Source organism: Fulvivirga sedimenti (assembly GCF_020328055.1).
The window spans coordinates 809,817-828,009 of sequence record NZ_JAIXNE010000003.1 but is presented as its reverse complement, the minus strand read 5'-3'; the positions used below and the strand labels follow the sequence as shown (position 1 = coordinate 828,009).

Sequence of the window (18,193 nt, the reverse complement as noted above, 5' to 3'; positions counted from 1 at the left end):
GTTACCCTATGTCAGTATTGCGCTGAACGTCCTTTTCATTTATTGTTTCCCCGCTCATTATTACCAGTCGTTCCACAACATTCCGTAATTCACGGATGTTCCCTGTCCATTCGTGTTTTTGAAGAAGTTCGATTGCTTCCTTGTTAATTGACTTTGGCTTTGTTCCGTATTCGTTTGCAATGTCATTTAGAAAACGTTCAACCAGCAGGGGAATATCATCTTTACGTTCCCGAAGCGGTGGCACCTTGATCAGTATTACACTCAGCCTGTGATACAGGTCTTCCCTGAACTTGTTCTCCTCGATGGCTTTTTTCAGGTCTTTATTCGTAGCAGCTATGACCCGAACATTTACCTTGATCTCCTTGTCCCCGCCAACCCGGGTAATTTTATTTTCCTGCAGGGCCCGCAATACTTTCGCCTGAGCAGAAAGGCTCATATCACCAATTTCATCAAGGAAAAGTGTTCCGTTATTGGCTTGCTCGAATTTACCGATACGTTGTTTTACAGCAGATGTAAAGGATCCTTTTTCGTGACCAAAAAGTTCACTCTCGATCAATTCTGAAGGAATGGCGGCGCAATTCACTTCTACCATTGGATTTTTCTGACGGGTGCTGAGCTCATGAAGCCAACGGGCAACAAGTTCCTTCCCCGTACCGTTTTCACCAGTGATCAATACGCGTGCTTCGGTGGGGGCAACTTTTTCGATTGTTTCCTTTACCTCGCTGATAGCCCGGGACTCTCCAACAATGTCGAAAGTCTTTGATATTTTTCGCTTAAGGGTTTTTGTTTCCTGGACCAGGTCTGAACGATCCATGGCGTTCCGTACCGAGATAAGCAGACGATTCAGATCCGGCGGTTTTTGAATGAAATCGAACGCTCCTTTTTTGGTGGCATCAACTGCGGTTTCGATCGTGCCGTGTGCGCTGATCATTATGAACGGAACATCAAGTCCCTCCTCCATTACCTTGTCCCGCACCTCCATGCCATCCATTTTCGGCATCTTAATATCGCAGAGGACTACATCAAACTGCTCCTTCTTAAGCATTTCAAGTCCCTCGGCGCCATTTTTAGCTTCCTTTATTTCATACTTTTCGTATTCAAGGATTTCCTTAAGGGTATCCCGGATGCTCTGTTCGTCGTCGATTATCAGTATTTTCGGCATAAGATCGTTTGGTTAAAAAATAAGATAATACAAGCCTGTAAGCCGGGTTCTGTCTGCCGGCTTTCGCCGTCAGCCCTGTCATTTATCTGGTCCTGGCGTCACCACCAGGATCTATCAGCCTACCCATCCGGTCCGTTCCGAAGAACATTGGACGAGCCGCCCTCTGGGCCGGACTTATTTGGCCTTTCAGCGCGCAAGGTTTACCATGCCTCCCGGGTCACCCCGAAGAGCGGTGGGCTCTTACCCCGCCTTTTCACCTTTTCCTCAATCGAAATTGAGGTAGTTTGTTTTCTGTGGCACTTTCTGTACCCCGATCGAAATCAGGATCCTTCCCGTTAGGAAGTGCGCTGCTCTATGCTGCCCGGACTTTCCTCCCGTATAACGAGCGACAGGGCGGCTTGCATTATCTTATTCAAAATTACGTAAATCCCTCACATACACCACACCTATTGTGCCAATCTATGTCAGATGTCAGTATAGCCAGTGAAAACGCACATCTTTCCTGCTGAATTCAACGGACGGGGCGGGAATACGTATCATATTCACAAAAAACAGGGCTGTATTCACAAACTTTGATCTGCTCCGGATGTGCGTGAGGTCGAAATCAATGCCCACATACCACTGGCGATATGGATCAAGGCCGGCTTCCCGGTTCTGGTCGTCGTTTGCATAGATCATATCTTCTGCGCCGTACCCAATGGCCAGGTTGAGCCACTTCGGGAAGGGCTTGTTGATAAATTCAGAGAGATCGAATGAGAGCCAGTATGACTGTCCGTTGTAATCTTTCAGAATCTCTTCTGCAAGACCGCTGCCCAATACTTCCGGCCGGAGTTCTGCATAGCCCGTTCGCCTGAAACTGAACTTGGGATGAATCCTGATATCCTTCCAAAGCAAACGTTGTCCGGTGTAAAGCCCGATGCCAAGGGTATTTGCAACAAGATCTGTTGCCGAAGCGCCGTATTCTGCTGAGAAGCCATCGAGAACTTCTATGGTGGCCATAAAGGTAAAGGAAGAAACCGCAGACCAGAGTATAGCCTTGTTATCTTCCAGCCCCGCCCACTTCAAAGCCTGGAAGGATGTACTTTGCCACTGAAAAGCGCCGTAAAGGTGCCCGACCTTGTCAACCTGTTTCCACTGCTTACTGTCATTAAAAAAGTGAAAAGGTTGCTTTTCAAAATCCGAATACCATTGATTGCTTAGCCAGAGGATCGAGCCTGTGTAAGCTACCGCTGTGCCCACAGAAAGGTAGGTCAGCCGCCTGGAATAATTGATGCTGTCATTTTCCTGCGCATATCCCTCCAGCACAAGGAAAAAAATCAGAAGCCCCGTAATCAGTTTATTCACTTTCATCTTCGCGATTGGTGAGAATCAGGGGGTCTGTCTCTTCCTGATTTTCCTCCGGGGTATCGGGTTGCTTTTTCCTGGATCGCTGAAAGAGATCTTTTATTTCATCAAATGTCTGTGTGTAGATGAATCCGAACCCGGTGGTAATGGTATTTCGGTTATCATCCGTTTGATAGATCGGGTTATAGTTTGTTCGGTTGTACATTTTTGCCTTGAACTTGCCATCCGGCGTCAATAAATATTCAACCATCCAGTCGCCGGCAATACTTGAAATGTCAACCTTGTTTTGCTGGTTTGTGAACCCACCTGCACGTGTTACACGCAAGCGTCCATCCAGGAATGTATAGGAAAGGCGTAGCTGGAACGTGTTGAATGCTTCATTATCAAGAGCACCCAGATCTACATCAATCTCGAGGTTTTCATCCACCTGCGTGATCCAGTAGCTCAGCTGATTGGAAAGGAGTTCGCTCACACTGCTGGTAATCGCACCTCCTGTATTGAATGACTGTAACGGACTGAACTTACGAAGAACGATAAGGCTGAATACCTGTCGCTTCAGTTCCTGTTCGTCGATACTGTTCTTGAATCTTAAAAATTCAAATTCCAGATCAACATTTCGTTCGGCAATGGTAATATTTCGGGGAAGTTCCTGTGCCACTATGTCAAAATCAACAGCTGGCGACAGCAGTGGTCCTTCAATGTCCAGGAGTACCTGTACCGGATATTTTCTTCTTAGCTCCACCGATTCGCTGTAGACTTCATCACTTTCCTGTTGAATAAGTAGCGGAAGGAACGAAGCCAGCTGATTGTAGGTGGCATTAATATCGAGTATGCCCTGGTAGGGGTCTCCGTACCAGGAGATCTTACTGTTGGGCAAGATCTCAAATTCTTTATTGATGATGTTATACAGGGTGAAGTTGTATCCTCCTTCCTGTATTTCAAAATCGCCGAACATGTTGAAATCTCCCTTCGTATCGATTTGAAGCTTGATATCCCCATTTCCCCGGCCACGGATAATATCACCTGCCTTTATATCAAAAATTATTTCTGCATATGCCGCTGGTGTTACCTCCAGATCGAAATCCAGTTTTAACCCGCGAAGATCAACTCGTTTTACCACGTTATCCTGGTCTAGATTGGTGGTGTCATTGAAATTCATGAACTGTATGAAATCCTTTTGTTCAAAGGATTCTGTATCTCCGATCGGGATAAAGATGCGTGTTCCCCTCTCGGTTCTGGCCTGCGCAGTGATGCTCATGTTCTTAACAGGTCCTTCGAAGCTGATTTCACCTGTTGCGATACCCGTACCATAAAACAGATCATTATCCTGCGAACGGGTGTCGAGGACAGTAAACTGATTCATAACCCCTTGCAGGTCCATATAAAAGTCCTTGTAGTTGGTATGACCAATAATACCGCTTAGAAACGCCTTCTGATCACGGGTATCAGTCAGGTTAATTCGCTGAAAACCGATTTTGTCAGGTTCCAGGAAGAAAGTTCCTTCCAGTAAATAATCGGTGTTCAGGTAATTCACATGAACCTGACCGTCTTCAATAATACCTTCACCCCGAATATACGGGGAACCAAGTCTGCCTGTTACGCGTACCAGACCAGATACCGTCCCCTGGATATTAGTAAAGTAACTGTTGAAAAAGGGTTCAAGAATCTTCAGACTCGTTTTATTCAGGTTGGCGGTAAGATTCAGTTGTTCTGTTTCTTCGGATGGCGTATACGTTCCATCGATGACCAGGATCCGGTCTTCCGACCGTTCAATACGAAGGGATGTCTCAAACTGTTGGCGTAAATGGTTCCAGTTGTTGGTTCCTTCAATATTGCCAATCAGAAAATTATCAATAGTAAGTGCCTGTAATGTTCCGGTGGACTGTATTTTCGTTTCGCCATAGTACTCCCGGATATCCGCAAACCCGTTGATGGTACCCGAAAGTTGCTGATTTATGATGGTATTGATATTATCGAGCTGAATGCTGTCGATTCTGATATTAAAAACATCGGATGGGTCTGCTGAAAGTATTCCGTTGAATGACAGTTCCTGGCCCTGGTGAGAAATATCCAGATTGTGGATTTCGATTCGCTCTTTCCGGATCTCAATGCTGTTGGATGGTTCGATCGTCCACATTTTATCCAGGATGGTGAGATTTGAAGGGGCAAAGCGTATTCGCGTCAGGTCGTCCAGAAAATCGACCTCACCGTATAGTCTGGCATAGTTCGGGTAGGCAGACTGATCTATGTCGAATTCAAAATCAATATGATCATCATTCCAGATGCCTTCAACAAAAAGGTTTTTGGTTGAGATATTTTCAATTGATTGCCTTCCGCTGCTTCCAAAAGCCATCGCCAGCACATTCGTACTGTCGCTCACCTTTGAGATATTCAGCTGAATGTCGTTTTCAAAGAATGAATTGCCTTTGTAGGTTACCGTATCAGGATTTGTCTGCATGGAAAAAATTGACGTATAGCCACTGATATAACGTCCGTGGATACCGGTCTTTCCAGAGACATAAATATCGGGTAAGAATACGTCGAAGAGTGGTTGTCCATTCACCAATTCGATAGAATAGTCGATATCATGATTGTCAGGGATTTCTGTTTTGGCGTCATAGTAGCCTCGGAGTGCATCCGGGTCATTTTCGAAATTCAATCTGAATTCTGTATAAAGATTTTTTACATCGGTTATGAGTGTTGTGATATCAAATGTACCCTCAAGACGCGCATTCAGCAAAGAGGTAATGAGATCGATCGTCCTCCGGTCGTCATATATATTTGACTCCAGCATAAGGGAGTCCAGCTGAAGGCTTTTCTGTTTATATCGGACAAATGTATCAGACAGACGCGCCACTCCGCGAATACTATCCAGTTCAAGGCCGGTCGCGTCTATTGTGAGTCGGGTATGAAGAAAGAACTCGTCATCGGTAATATTTAGCAGATCCAGACGAGCAGTATCAAGTTGTGCCCGCACGTTAAAGAGATCAATACCCTCCCGAAGGTCGATGGATCCTGTGGTAGTCAGCTTCAGGTTAGGATCATCGATCTGCAGGAATCCTTCAAAATATTCTTTCGCGAAGCGTGCGTCTGTGTTGATGTTTACATAATTATAATTGTTGATCCCGATTCTATCAATTCGTCCTTTTAACACGAAGTTTGCACTTTCGAGGGTAAAGCCCGTTCCTTCGATCTCCCCGTTCATGGTCACCCGACCAAAAACATCTTCCCCGGTGTAACCTCCGAGGTTGAAGTTGGTGACCGACAGACGGCCCGTGTAACGGGATTGATTGATATCCTCTTCCAGCTTCAGGTTTATGTCTGAGTTGATATTTCCATAATCGGTATAGAAATCTCCATTGGCAACAAAGTCACTCGGGAAACCAAGGAACTGACTGTTGAAGCGAACGGTTGAAAATGGTTCAAGGCGCTGATAGGTGGCTGGTTGGACATAATCTTTCAGGTCTGCGATCCTCACGTAGGAATCCTCCAGGTCGAAATCAATGAATGTTTCAGAGAAATCGGGAAGACCCGCCATACGGATACGGCCGTTAATGGATGTATTCTTCCCAAACTTCACACTGGCTTCGGTGAAATTGAAGCTGTTCACCAGCCCTTCAAATACCCCGGATATGGTATAGCTGTCTTCATAATTTTCGAATACAGGTGCAAAGAGGGCCAGGTCTTTGCTGTAAATACGCGTGTCGGCAATATGTGCTTCCATACGTACTTTCGTAATGAATTCACTCATCTCGGCAGTACCGTTATACAGGAAGCGTATGCTGTCGTTGATTTCAGACTGCCCGATTTTCAGTGACAGGTCATAGAATTCCATTGCCTGCTGGGAGACTCGGAAGAATGATTCCATGTCATGAAGTTCAAGATTCGTTTTTTCGTCAGTAGCACTCAGTTGTAATATGTCAAGCGCAAGGGTATCGGATATGGAAAGAAGGTTCCGAAAGGAACCGTTGATCTTATTAAGCCGGAAGTGGTTATAATCGAATCCGTCAATCGAATCTTTACGGGGATCGTCATAAATGAAGGTTGCATTATCCAGGGTTACTAAATCAACGGAGACGTATTTTCGTGTTTTCTTTTCCTTTTTGATCAGGGCCTTGACGCGTCTCACCAGCTCGTTGATATTCAGCGTTTCGATGCTGTCCTGAATATTGATCCTCGTAAGGAATATTTCTGCTCCTAAAATATTCACTTCATCGATATTTCTGTTTGAACGGTCGATAAGTGAACGAATGGCAAAATCTATTTCAATACGGTCGGCATTCAGCAACCGGTTGTTTTCAGGATCATACAAGCCAACTCCTTCAATGGCAACCTTATCAAACCAGTCGATATCTACTTTATCGATGAAGAGCGTGTATCCGGTACTTTCGGAAAAATTTTGGGTTAACCACGAAACGATTCGGGTTTGTACATAGGGGAATTGGATCAGACCTATCAGGATCAATAGGAAGATAAAGAAATAAAGCAGCGCCTTTAAAACTACCCTGAGAAATCGTTTTTTAATAACTTGCACCAAAGTTGCTCAACATGAATTGCACCATTCTCGCCATAGAATCATCCTGCGATGATACTTCTGCCGCTATTATCAAAAACGGTAAAGTACTTAATAATATCGTAGCCACACAATCAGTACACAAAAAATATGGAGGAGTAGTTCCTGAACTCGCTTCGAGGGCGCATCAAAAGCACATTGTCCCCGTAGTTGAGGAGGCGTTGCGCCAGGCGGGTGTACAGAAAGATGAGCTGTCGGCAGTGGCCTTTACACGTGGTCCCGGACTCCTTGGATCATTGCTGGTAGGGGCCTCATTTGCAAAGGGAATGGCAATGGCGTTGAATATACCGTTGATCGAAGTCAATCATATGCAGGCTCATATCCTGGCGCATTTTATTGATGAACCAAAACCTACTTTTCCGTTTCTATGTCTGACGGTGAGTGGTGGTCATACACAGCTGGTGGTTGTAAAGGATTATCTGGATATGGAGGTGGTTGGTGAAACAGTGGATGATGCAATCGGCGAAGCCTTTGACAAGACTGCCAAATTGCTGGGATTGCCTTACCCGGGAGGTCCGATGGTTGATTCACTGGCGGCAGATGGGAATCCGTTTGCCTATGATTTTCCATTGTCGGAAATGCAGGGCTATAACTTCTCGTTCAGTGGAATAAAGACCGCCATTCTTTATTTTCTGCAGGATCGTATTAAGCAGGATCCTGATTTCATTCAGAACCATCTTCAGGATATTTGTGCAAGTGTTCAACGGCACCTGATTGAAATGGTCATGATAAAATTACGAAAGGCAGCATCTGATCTGAATATCTCGCAGATTGCTATTGCGGGAGGAGTTTCGGCGAATCGGGGCTTACGGGCAGCGCTGGCGGAGGAAGGTGAACAGAGCGGCTGGGAGGTATTTATTCCTGATTTTCAGTATTGCACCGACAATGCCGGAATGATCGCTATGGCTGCACATTTCAAATATTTGGCAGCTGATTTTTCGGATTTATCGGTAACACCTGAAGCGAGACTGCCTTTATGAAACGTATTTTTAGCATTGGTGACAGGAAATTTCACAAGTACCTGGTAAAACCGGAGGATGTAGCTGCCTTTCAAAATGAAGTGGTTCACCCGGTCTGTTCAACCTATGTACTTGCCAGGGAAATGGAATGGGCGGGACGGCTCTTTGTCCTGGAACTTCGGGAAGACCATGAAGAGGGAGTGGGTACTCATGTGCTGGTGGAACATGTTGCACCAGCTTTTCCGGGCGAGGAACTAACACTGATGGCAGAAGTTACGGTATGGCAGGGGAATGAGCTGATTTGTTCAGTATTCGTGTCAGGAAAGGATGGCCGGGAAATTGCACGCGGTAAGACCGGACAAAAAATATTGAATCGAACGCTCATACAGAAAATATTTACACCATGAAGAATCCGCGGTTTGCCTTCTATCTTATGGCATTCTTTGGTATTACCATCGGATTATATCCATTCATGTATTTAATTGTCGATATGAATCAGGGACTGTTAGCTGCGAAACCTCCAGAAATTCGTGATACTGGCTGGTGGCAAACGACATTTTATACGCATATTATTTTTGGGGGCGTCAGCTTACTGATTGGCTGGGTACAGTTTAGCGGCAAGCTTCGCAGGAAATACCTCCGTTGGCATCGTATTCTGGGCTTTATTTACCTGATTGCCGTTCTGTCAAGTGGTATGGCTTCTGTCATCCTGGCTGTTTTTGCTGAAGGCGGACTTACAGGTAAACTCGGGTTTGGAATACTTGGTATTCTCTGGCTTGTGACAACCGTGGTCGCGTTTAAAAATATCCTGAACTCGCGGCCATTCCAGCATGGGAATTGGATGATTCGGAGTTATGCACTCACATTTGCAGCGGTAATGCTGAGATTATGGATGCCTTTCTTCGGGATAGTGCTGCACCTGGATTTTCCGGTGGCATACCCCATCATTGCATGGCTCTGCTGGGTGCCGAATATTGTTGTCGCCGAATTGTTGGTGGCGCGTAGAAATAAACTGGTTAGATTCGCCGGTTAATCCGATTTAGCTGTCGGTTAAACTGGCAAATGTTGTAATTTTGGAATTAAAAACATCGAAATGAGCGAAATCAATTGGCAAACGGTTAAGGAGTACCAGGACATTACCTATAAGAAATCCGGAGGCGTTGCCCGGATTGCATTTAACCGCCCTGAAGTACGCAATGCATTCCGGCCAAAAACGGTGGCTGAACTTTTTGAGGCATTCCTGGATGCCCGGGAAGACACCAGCATCGGGGTTGTATTATTCTCTGCGGAAGGTCCCTCACCTAAAGATGGCAAGTATGCTTTTTGCAGCGGCGGAGATCAGAATGCCCGGGGTCACCAGGGGTATGTGGATGAGGAGGGGATGCCAAGACTTAATATTCTGGAGGTACAACGACTGATTCGCTTTATGCCGAAGGTTGTGATCGCTGTCGTTCCCGGATGGGCAGTGGGCGGCGGCCATAGCTTGCATGTGGTTTGTGATCTTACACTGGCCAGCAAGGAACACGCAATTTTTAAGCAGACAGATGCCGATGTAACAAGCTTTGATGGTGGCTATGGTTCGGCCTACCTGGCTAAAATGGTCGGACAAAAAAGGGCGCGTGAGATTTTTTTCCTGGGAAGAAATTATTCTGCGCAGGAAGCCTATGAGATGGGAATGGTAAATGCCGTCATACCCCATGATGAACTGGAAAGTACTGCCTGGCAGTGGGCACAGGAAATACTGGCCAAATCACCTACTTCGATTAAAATGCTCAAATTTGCTTTCAATCTCACCGATGATGGAATGGTTGGGCAGCAGGTCTTTGCCGGAGAGGCAACACGTCTGGCGTATATGACCGAGGAAGCCAAAGAAGGAAGAAATGCATTCCTTGAAAAGCGCAAGCCGGATTTCAGTAATATCAAGTGGATACCTTAATTTTAGTGGAGCGCTTTCTTTACCTGCTAAAACAAATAAAGAATTAGCGACGGATAAAGATCCCGGCCCGACTCCCTGAATGTCCCCGGTACAACCGGGTCCCGCATGGAGTTCCGCCGGCCTGCCTGCCGGAAGGCGAACAGGGATCCCTGCGTCTTCCCGCCCCCGGTTTTTTCGGTAACAAAAGTCACGCTTTCATGATGAAATATCAGGTACATTTAACTATCACAATCAAAAATGTACCATGGAAGCAGAACAAACCCTGAATTTTACAGCAATGCCGCGAATCGGTGATCAGGCGCCGGATTTCAAAGCGGTTACGACAAAAGGACCAATCAAATTTTCTGAATATGAAAAGGGTAAATGGGTGGTGATGTTTTCGCATCCGGCTGATTTTACTCCAGTTTGTACCACTGAGATGAGCGGATTCGCGGAACGTAAAAGCGAATTTGAAGCACTGAATACTGCTTTGCTTGGATTGAGTATCGACAGTGTTCATTCACATCTGGCATGGGTAAATAATGTGCGGGAGAATACAGGAGTTTACCTTGATTTTCCAATAATTGCCGACCTTGACATGAAGGTTTCAAAGCTGTACGGAATGCTGCAGCCGAATGAAAGTGAAACCGCTGCCGTTCGCGCTGTCTTCTTTATTGACCCCTCACGGAAGATCCGTTTAATTATGTACTACCCGCTGAATGTCGGCCGTAATATGGACGAAATTCTACGCGTATTGGAAGCATTACAGGTTTCTGATAAATATAAAGTGGCAATGCCCTTGAACTGGAAGAAGGGGGATAAGGTTATTGTCCCTCCTCCCAAAACACTCGACGAGATGGATGCCCGGATAAAAGATGATTCACTTGAAAAGGTGGACTTTTACCTGGCCCGAAGATCGTTGAATTAGGGTTGTGATGTGAGTGTACAGGAGGCCTCCCGACTAGTTGGGAGGCCTTTTGCTTATTTGCCTGATTGCCATAACATTCAATGAATTTTTCTACCTTTGGTGCTTATGAGCAAGGACAGCAAGAGATTTTCAAATACAATTCAGATCAAGAACCGCAAGGCCCGTTTTGAATATGAGTTTCTTGATAAATATATTGCCGGTCTGGTTCTGAAGGGTACTGAAATAAAATCGATCCGGGAAGGTAAAGTAAACCTGACGGATGGTTACTGTTACTTCAGAAAAGGAGAGCTCTATGCCAAAGGGATCCATATTAGTCCGTATGAAAACAGTTCCTTTTACAGCCATGAAGAGGCGCGGGAGCGCAAGTTGTTGCTCAAAAAGCAGGAATTGAAAAAGCTTGAGGCTAAAATTGCGGAAAAGGGCCTTACGCTGGTGCCCATCCGTTTATTTATTAATGACAGGGGATTTGCCAAACTTGAGATCGCACTGGGCAAAGGCAAGAAAATATTTGATAAACGCGATTCCATCAAGGAACGTGATACAAAGCGTGAACTCGACCGATTAAGACTTCAATGATTACAACAGGAACGAAGGGTATTTGCCGACTGGCATTGATGCCGGTAAGGGCGGCAGCCGCCGACACGAGTGAACAGGTAACGCAGTTGCTCTTTGGGGAGCACTATGAGATTCTGGAGATATCCAAAAACCAAAAATGGTTTCGTATCCGTATCAACTATGACGGGTATGAAGGATGGGTAGACCACCGGCAACATACCACTATATCAGATGCCTACTACGATCAAATTAATATTTCAAATTATAAAGTGTGCCTCGAGCTCACCACTACTATTCTTTACCAGAAGCAGGCCCTTCAAATTTTAATAGGCAGTGTTCTTCCAATCAGCACGAATGAAATTTTTAAGATGGAGGAACAACTTGCATTCAATGGGGATGCCAAGGGGCTCGGACAGCGAATGGGGTATGAATATCTCAGAAATGTTGCTCTGAAGTATCTCAATTCCCCCTACATGTGGGGTGGCCGTTCACCATTTGGCATCGATTGCTCCGGATTTACTCAAATTATTTATCGGATCGCAGGCTATTCCCTGCTTCGTGATGCCAGTCAGCAAGCTACCCAGGGGAGGGAAATAAAAAACTTATCTGAGGCCCGCCCCGGTGATCTTGCCTTTTTTAAAAACGATTCCGGTAAGATCTATCATGTGGGAATGATCATGGAAGATCGACAGATTATACATGCTTCGGGGCGTGTTCGCATTGATCAGCTGGACGAACAGGGTATTCGTGTTGAATCAAGCGGAGAGTACACTCACTTCTTAAGCTCCATCCGGCGGATCCTGAAAAATTGATGACCGTTTTTGCTTGGGAACAAGCGGAAATGTATTTTTATCTGGTGAATCGAAAGGTGTTGGTATTGAATCAGGACTATTCACCAATCTCTGTATGTACAGTACAACGGGCATTTTTGCTTACTTTCCTGCGTAAAACGGAGATGGTGGAATCCGCGAACGGTCATGTCATAAGATCCGTGTCGCAGAGCTATCCCATGCCCGCAGTCATACGGCTCACCCGATATATTCATATACCCTATAAAGGTGTCGCCCTGACACGTCAGAATGTATTTAAGCGGGATAATTTCAATTGTCAGTATTGCGGTACGCATAATGAACTTACCCTGGATCATGTTATGCCTCGTTCCCGGGGTGGCAAATCATCCTGGGATAACCTTATTACGGCCTGTAAGCGCTGTAATGCATTCAAGGGGGATTACACACCGGAAGAAGCGGGCATCAGTCTCCAGTATAAACCCTTCAGGCCAAGCTACGTGATGTTCCTTCGGGATTACTCCGGGTACCATTGTGATGAATGGCGACCTTACCTGAAGGTTGGAAAATAATTGACCAGCTTGGAATTGGACCGCTTATGGGTAAATCCTTTGAATTTGATGGAAGGCTGACTACTTTATTCTACAGATAAAAAACAACACGCCATGCAACAACATTATAAAGTTCTCGGGATTCTTCATCTGGTGATGAGTGGTTATCTTCTCCTGGCCGGATTCATTGTAGCTGCTGTTTTCAGGTTTTTAATTCCGATCGCGAATGATCCGGAGGCCGAAATGGTATTTGCATTTCTGCTGTCATTCCTGCCCGCTCTGCTGATGGTGCTGAGTATCCCGGGTATTATCGCGGGAATCGGGCTGTTGAATAATAAACGATGGGCATTGATCCTGGCTGTGGTACTTTCCATATTCAATCTTTTCAACTTTCCATTTGGTACCGCACTCAGTATTTATTCGATCTATGTTTTGGTAAAGGAAGGTGATCTCCAGCGGCAGGACCGAAGTGCATACGGGTCGCGCTAAAATTTCAGCGTAAAGCGGGTGAATTTTCCGGGTTCTGAATCAGCTGTCAGAGACCCGTTATGGAGCTGCATAATCTGCCTTGACAAGCTTAATCCAATACCGGAACCGGTTTTTTTGGTAGTATAAAATGGGATAAAGATTTTATCGAGTGCTTCCCGGATAATCCCTTGTCCGTGATCTTCCACCACTATGCGTGCGTTTCCATCATCCGATTTTCCGGCGTAAAGGTGTATGGCAGAATCGTCCGGCGAGGCTTCAATGGCATTTTTCACCAGGTTGATCAATACCTGTTCAATGAGTTTATCATCGGCATTGATGACAAGATTTTCCGGAACCAGGTAGAGTTTCAGGTTAATATTGTGGCTATCCAGCGAAGACTTGAGAAGCGTCTCGATCCGGTGAAGCAGGTCTTTTACGACGATCGGTTCGGGATCGGGCAGTGGGATGGATGTATAATCCCGGTAGGCATCAATAAAACTGATCAGGCCTTTACTTCTTCCCTCAATAGTTCCCAGACCATCCGTTAAATCATCCTTGGTTTCCTCATCCAAAACGTATTCAGAACCCTGGGCCCTAAGGTCTTCAGCCAGGATGGTTCTCAGCGTGGTGGTAAGTGAAGCAATGGGCGTGATGGAATTCATGATCTCATGGCGCAGCACCCGAGTCAGGTTTTGCCAGGCTTCAATTTCTTTCTTTTGCAACTGCGTCTGAATATTTTGAAGGGAAATAAGCTTAACTTTCTTTCCCCGAAGAATGATTTCCGTCGCACTTACAGAGATTTGCTCTTCTTCCTGATTACGGTATATAGTGCTTTTACCGGTTGGCAGATCAAAAATGGTCTTGTAGAATTTTGGATGTTTTTCCAGCAGATCCTCAATATTGTGAATCGCATAAATGCCGATCAGCCGCTTCGTACTGGCATTGATGAGTTCAATATTTCCGTTGTTATCAAATCCCAGTAACCCGGTACTCACGTGCTCGACGATGGTGTTGAGAAAATGCAGGTTGGTTTCCTTCTCAGAACGTGCCAGACGAAATGCTTCCAATACTTCGTTAAAGGCAATATTTAAATCTTTAAAAGAATCCCCCAGCCGACTGTCGGTAGTAAAGGTGGAAACAAAGTCGGAATACCGGATGGATTCAAGAAAGCGCGTGAGTTTTCGGTTGGTTGTTTCAACGAAATGAAACAGGTCGGCTAATTGAGCTGCGAGAATAAAACTCAATACGACAAAAGCAAACCAGGCATTTAGCCCGATCAATGTATATGTCATTACCGCCAGTGTCGCAGCAATGAGAATAACCCGAATGATTACACGAATCCTGAATCCTTTAAAGCCCATGTTTTTCAAGTCTGCGGTAAAGAGATGATCGGGTTAGTCCGAGTGCCTGGGCGGCTTGCGTAATATTCCCATTATATTTTTGAAGTACTTTCCGAATCAAAATTTTCTCAACGTCTTCCAGGTTATACTGGTCAAGTGTTACATTTTCATCATCAGGGCGGCTCATGCTTCCGCCAAAATTGAAATCTTCTGGTTGCAGAACCTGTGACTGACTCATGATTACGGCCCTTTCAATGGCATGCTGTAGTTCCCGAACATTCCCCGGCCACTGATACTTCTGCATGCGTGCAATTGTCGCCTCACTCAGCTTCCTGATTTCCTTCTGATATTTATCGTTATATACCTGCAGGAAATGCCCGGCCAAAACCGGTATGTCTTCCAGGCGTTCCCGCAATGCCGGTAACCGTATCTCAATGGTGTTAATTCGGTACAATAAATCCTGCCGGAATGTATTTTCCTTCACCATTTCGTACAGGGGCATATTGGTGGCGCATATCAGCCGTATATCAATGGGGCGCTCACGGTGTTCGCCCACGCGGCTTACTTTCCTGCTTTGTAAAACAGATAATAATTTGGTTTGCAAATTCATAGTCAGGTTCCCGATCTCATCCAGGAAAAGGGTTCCTTCGTTGGCGTTCTCAAACCTTCCTGCTCGATCTTCCTTTGCATCGGTGAAAGAGCCTTTCTTGTGTCCGAAAAGTTCACTTTCAAAAAGACTCTCGCTGATGGAGCCCAGATCCACACTAACGAAAATTTCATCTTTGCGTAAAGAATTCTGATGAATTGCCCGGGCCACCAGTTCCTTACCTGTTCCATTTTCACCAAGGATCAACACATTGGCATCAGTGGCGGCGACACGATCTATGGTTTCAAACACCTTGATCATCGCCTGGCTGTCACCGATAATATCTCCGTAGCGGTCGTTGAGTTTCTGACTTAATTCCTTATGGCGTGTGCGAAGTTCCTCAACTTCAATACGGGATTCGCGCAGGCGCATCGCAGAATAGATGGTCGCCAGTAACTTCTCATTTTCCCAGGGTTTCAGTACAAAATCAGTAGCGCCGGCCTTGATCGCTTTCACAGCCATCTGCACATCGCCATACGCTGTAATCAAAACCACAACCGCCGAAGGATCTATCGAAAGGATACGCTCAAGCCAATAGTAGCCCTCTTTTCCGCTGCTGACATCTTTGGTGAAATTCATATCCAGCAGGATCACATCATAATTTTCATTGCTGAGTAATGCGGGGATCACTTCCGGATTTTTTTCCAGGTCAACCTGGCCAAAATGACGCTTCAGAAACAGTTTGGCTGCCTTCAATAAATCCTCATTGTCGTCAACGATGAGTATCTTCCCTGTTTTAGCTTCGCTCATTGAAACTTACTTTTATTTACCCACTGCAAAACTGATACCGTTCTTTGCTTTCTTCGATATTACCAATTCAAGGCCATTTCTCCTATTAATCAGTTTTTTAATTTGTTCGATATCGGACGCCTTCGTTCAAACCTGAACGGTACTGAACGTCGATAATGCTCAAATTTGCTCATACAGGCAATTCTTGAGTATTGGCACACTTGTTGGCAATCAGTAAGTGAAGAATTTATTTTCTATTGCATGGACAGACAGATTAAAAAGAAGAAGTGGACTTTACAGCGCATCGCCCTGGTAGCTGGAGGAATACTTATTGTTGCGCTTATTATTTACCAGCTCGGCTGGGCTGATCGCCGCCAGAAGCTTAACGTGGAGCGTGAGAAAATTACAATACAGGAAGTCAGACGCGGCGTTTTCCAGGACTACATACCTCAGACCGGAACAGTGGAGCCTGCCGTAACCTTTTACCTCGATGCCATTGAAGGCGGTACTATTAAAAAGGTGCATGCTGAAAGTGGTGCCATGCTGGCAAAGGGGGATATCATTCTTGAACTGACCAACCTTAACCGCGAATTAAGTGTACTCAGCCAGGAAGCCAGTTTGAACGAAAGCATCAACCGGGTTCGGCAAACCCGTCTTTCCCTTGAGCAGAATGATCTGCAACAGCAGCAAACCCTGGCACAGATCGAAAATGAACTGGCCAAACTCGAACCTCAGTATGAGCGTCAGAAGATGTTGTATGAAAAAAAGCTGATCTCCAAGCAGGAGTTCGAACGAACCGAGGCCGATTTTCTGTACAATCTTAAGAGAAAAGAGATCACCTATTCCAGTTATAAGAATGACTCAATTTCAAGGATGCGCCAGCTCGTGCAGCTGAATGAATCGGAGCGCCGGATGTCGGCAAGTCTCGATGGGGTAGGGCAGATTCTGGATAACCTGGTGATACGGTCCCCGATTGACGGACAGCTATCTACTCCCCAATTATTTGAGGGAATGGCTGTAAATCCCGGACAGCGGCTCGGTCAGATCGACAAGGTGGGCGCCTACAAAGTACGTACCCCTATCGATGAATTGTACCTTCCAAGAATTTCGAAAGGCCTGAAAGCCACGGCTCCGTTCAATCGTACGGACTATGAACTGGTAATCACATATCTGTATCCAACCATCACCAATGGACGATTTGAAGTAGATATGGAATTCACAGGCGAGATTCCTGAACGGATTCGCAGAGGACAATCGGTTCGTCTGCGGATTGAACTCGGGCAATCGTCGGAAGAGCTATTGTTGCCGGTTGGTGGCTTTTACAAAGATTCAGGCGGAAACTGGGTCTTCGTAGTAAATGAAGACGAAACACAGGCTGAGCGCAGGAACATACGACTTGGCCGTAAGAATACAGAATTCTTTGAAGTACTGGAGGGTCTGGAGCCCGGAGATAAGGTAATTACCTCATCGTACGACAACTTCGGAGACAGTGAAGTTTTAATTTTAAAATAAGTAATAACAACAACTAAAATAATCATGATTAAAATCGAGAACCTGCAGAAAGTATACACCACCGACGAAGTGGAAACAACTGCACTGAACAACATCAATGTTGAAATTAAGGATGGTGAATTTGTGGCCATTATGGGACCTTCGGGATGCGGTAAGTCTACCTTGTTGAACATCCTGGGACTGCTGGATAATCCTTCTGATGGCAAGTATCATTTTGGTGAGCACGAGGTGAGTAATTACAGTGAACGTCAGCGGGCGCAACTTCGTAAGGGATCAATAGGGTTTGTATTTCAGAGCTTTAACCTTATCGATGAGCTCACTGTCTTTGAAAATGTGGAGTTGCCCCTCCTGTATTTGAAGGTGCCCTCTGCCGACCGGAAAAGAAGAGTGGAAGAAGTACTGGAACGCATGAACATTATGCACCGTAGAAATCACTTCCCGCAGCAGTTGTCTGGTGGACAGCAGCAGCGCGTGGCTATCGCACGTGCGATTGTAGCAAAGCCTAAGGTGATCCTTGCCGATGAACCAACGGGAAACCTCGACAGTGCGAACGGAGAGGAAGTTATGAAGCTCCTTGCAGAACTCAACGAGGAAGGAACAACCATCATCATGGTAACGCACTCACCCTATGATGCCAATTACGCGCACAGGATCATTAACCTGTTCGATGGTAAGGTAGTAACGGAGAATATTAAGGAGCAATTTCATATCTGATGGATTGAA

General features: G+C 45.6%; 17 protein-coding genes and 1 other RNA gene. 11 read left to right on the top strand and 7 right to left on the bottom strand.

Translation table 11 applies throughout. The annotated features are described in order from the left end of the window. Position 1 precedes the first annotated feature (1 nt). The 4 genes from LDX50_RS15970 to LDX50_RS31025 all read right to left on the bottom strand — a co-directional run bounded on the left by LDX50_RS15970 (position 2) and on the right by LDX50_RS31025 (position 7,040). A complete protein-coding gene (locus LDX50_RS15970; protein WP_225698305.1) occupies positions 2 to 1,162 on the bottom strand; it encodes a sigma-54-dependent transcriptional regulator in 1,161 nt (386 codons plus the stop codon). Positions 1,163 to 1,184: 22 nt separating this feature from the next. Beyond that, positions 1,185 to 1,567: RNase P RNA component class A (gene rnpB, locus LDX50_RS15965), an RNA gene on the bottom strand. Positions 1,568 to 1,633: 66 nt separating this feature from the next. Next, positions 1,634 to 2,512, bottom strand: coding sequence for a DUF2279 domain-containing protein (locus LDX50_RS15960; RefSeq protein WP_225698304.1), 879 nt, complete (start codon positions 2,510 to 2,512; stop codon positions 1,634 to 1,636). Beyond that, entirely contained in the window at positions 2,499 to 7,040 is a 4,542-nt protein-coding gene (locus tag LDX50_RS31025) for a translocation/assembly module TamB domain-containing protein (protein ID WP_225698303.1), read from the bottom strand. The genes LDX50_RS15960 and LDX50_RS31025 overlap by 14 nt, the downstream gene beginning before the upstream one ends. A 14-nt stretch (positions 7,041 to 7,054) precedes the next feature. Here LDX50_RS31025 and tsaD point away from each other — a divergent pair, with 14 nt between their 5' ends. From tsaD to LDX50_RS15935, 4 genes are read left to right on the top strand one after another with little or no spacing between them, the layout of a single operon-like run. After that, entirely contained in the window at positions 7,055 to 8,059 is a 1,005-nt protein-coding gene (gene tsaD / locus LDX50_RS15950; RefSeq protein ID WP_225698302.1) for a tRNA (adenosine(37)-N6)-threonylcarbamoyltransferase complex transferase subunit TsaD, read from the top strand. Then, positions 8,056 to 8,445, top strand: coding sequence for a thioesterase family protein (locus LDX50_RS15945; protein ID WP_225698301.1), 390 nt, complete (start codon positions 8,056 to 8,058; stop codon positions 8,443 to 8,445). The genes tsaD and LDX50_RS15945 overlap by 4 nt, the downstream gene beginning before the upstream one ends. Next, entirely contained in the window at positions 8,442 to 9,071 is a 630-nt protein-coding gene (locus LDX50_RS15940; protein WP_225698300.1) for a DUF2306 domain-containing protein, read from the top strand. The genes LDX50_RS15945 and LDX50_RS15940 overlap by 4 nt, the downstream gene beginning before the upstream one ends. A gap of 60 nt (positions 9,072 to 9,131) precedes the next feature. Next, on the top strand, positions 9,132 to 9,974 hold the full coding sequence (locus LDX50_RS15935) for a 1,4-dihydroxy-2-naphthoyl-CoA synthase (RefSeq protein WP_225698299.1): 843 nt from the start codon (positions 9,132 to 9,134) through the stop codon (positions 9,972 to 9,974). Between the two features lie 26 nt (positions 9,975 to 10,000). Here the strand turns inward: LDX50_RS15935 and LDX50_RS15930 are convergent, their stop codons facing one another. Beyond that, positions 10,001 to 10,192, bottom strand: coding sequence for a hypothetical protein (locus LDX50_RS15930; RefSeq protein ID WP_225698298.1), 192 nt, complete (start codon positions 10,190 to 10,192; stop codon positions 10,001 to 10,003). Positions 10,193 to 10,218: 26 nt separating this feature from the next. Here LDX50_RS15930 and LDX50_RS15925 point away from each other — a divergent pair, with 26 nt between their 5' ends. The 5 genes from LDX50_RS15925 to LDX50_RS15905 all read left to right on the top strand — a co-directional run bounded on the left by LDX50_RS15925 (position 10,219) and on the right by LDX50_RS15905 (position 13,264). Further along, the gene (locus LDX50_RS15925; RefSeq protein ID WP_225698297.1) at positions 10,219 to 10,881 is read left to right on the top strand and encodes a peroxiredoxin; all 663 of its coding nucleotides are present in this window, start codon (positions 10,219 to 10,221) and stop codon (positions 10,879 to 10,881) included. 105 nt (positions 10,882 to 10,986) lie between these two features. Beyond that, complete coding sequence (gene smpB / locus LDX50_RS15920; RefSeq protein ID WP_225698296.1) at positions 10,987 to 11,457, top strand: SsrA-binding protein SmpB; 471 nt, start codon at positions 10,987 to 10,989, stop codon at positions 11,455 to 11,457. Continuing rightward, positions 11,454 to 12,248, top strand: coding sequence for a C40 family peptidase (locus tag LDX50_RS15915; protein ID WP_225698295.1), 795 nt, complete (start codon positions 11,454 to 11,456; stop codon positions 12,246 to 12,248). Before smpB ends, LDX50_RS15915 begins: the two co-directional genes overlap by 4 nt. Further along, positions 12,248 to 12,796 carry an HNH endonuclease gene (locus LDX50_RS15910; RefSeq protein ID WP_255647361.1) on the top strand — a complete coding sequence of 183 codons (549 nt, stop codon included), beginning with the start codon at positions 12,248 to 12,250 and terminating at the stop codon, positions 12,794 to 12,796. Before LDX50_RS15915 ends, LDX50_RS15910 begins: the two co-directional genes overlap by 1 nt. A 93-nt stretch (positions 12,797 to 12,889) precedes the next feature. Further along, entirely contained in the window at positions 12,890 to 13,264 is a 375-nt protein-coding gene (locus LDX50_RS15905) for a hypothetical protein (RefSeq protein WP_225698294.1), read from the top strand. Here the strand turns inward: LDX50_RS15905 and LDX50_RS15900 are convergent. Further along, positions 13,261 to 14,604 carry a sensor histidine kinase gene (locus tag LDX50_RS15900; protein ID WP_225698293.1) on the bottom strand — a complete coding sequence of 448 codons (1,344 nt, stop codon included), beginning with the start codon at positions 14,602 to 14,604 and terminating at the stop codon, positions 13,261 to 13,263. The genes LDX50_RS15905 and LDX50_RS15900 overlap by 4 nt on opposite strands. Continuing rightward, complete coding sequence (locus tag LDX50_RS15895) at positions 14,594 to 15,979, bottom strand: sigma-54-dependent transcriptional regulator (RefSeq protein ID WP_225698292.1); 1,386 nt, start codon at positions 15,977 to 15,979, stop codon at positions 14,594 to 14,596. Before LDX50_RS15895 ends, LDX50_RS15900 begins: the two co-directional genes overlap by 11 nt. A gap of 240 nt (positions 15,980 to 16,219) precedes the next feature. Here LDX50_RS15895 and LDX50_RS15890 point away from each other — a divergent pair, with 240 nt between their 5' ends. Further along, the gene (locus tag LDX50_RS15890) at positions 16,220 to 17,470 is read left to right on the top strand and encodes an efflux RND transporter periplasmic adaptor subunit (RefSeq protein WP_225698291.1); all 1,251 of its coding nucleotides are present in this window, start codon (positions 16,220 to 16,222) and stop codon (positions 17,468 to 17,470) included. A gap of 24 nt (positions 17,471 to 17,494) precedes the next feature. Further along, on the top strand, positions 17,495 to 18,184 hold the full coding sequence (locus LDX50_RS15885; RefSeq protein WP_225698290.1) for an ABC transporter ATP-binding protein: 690 nt from the start codon (positions 17,495 to 17,497) through the stop codon (positions 18,182 to 18,184). The last annotated feature ends 9 nt before the right edge of the window (positions 18,185 to 18,193 follow it).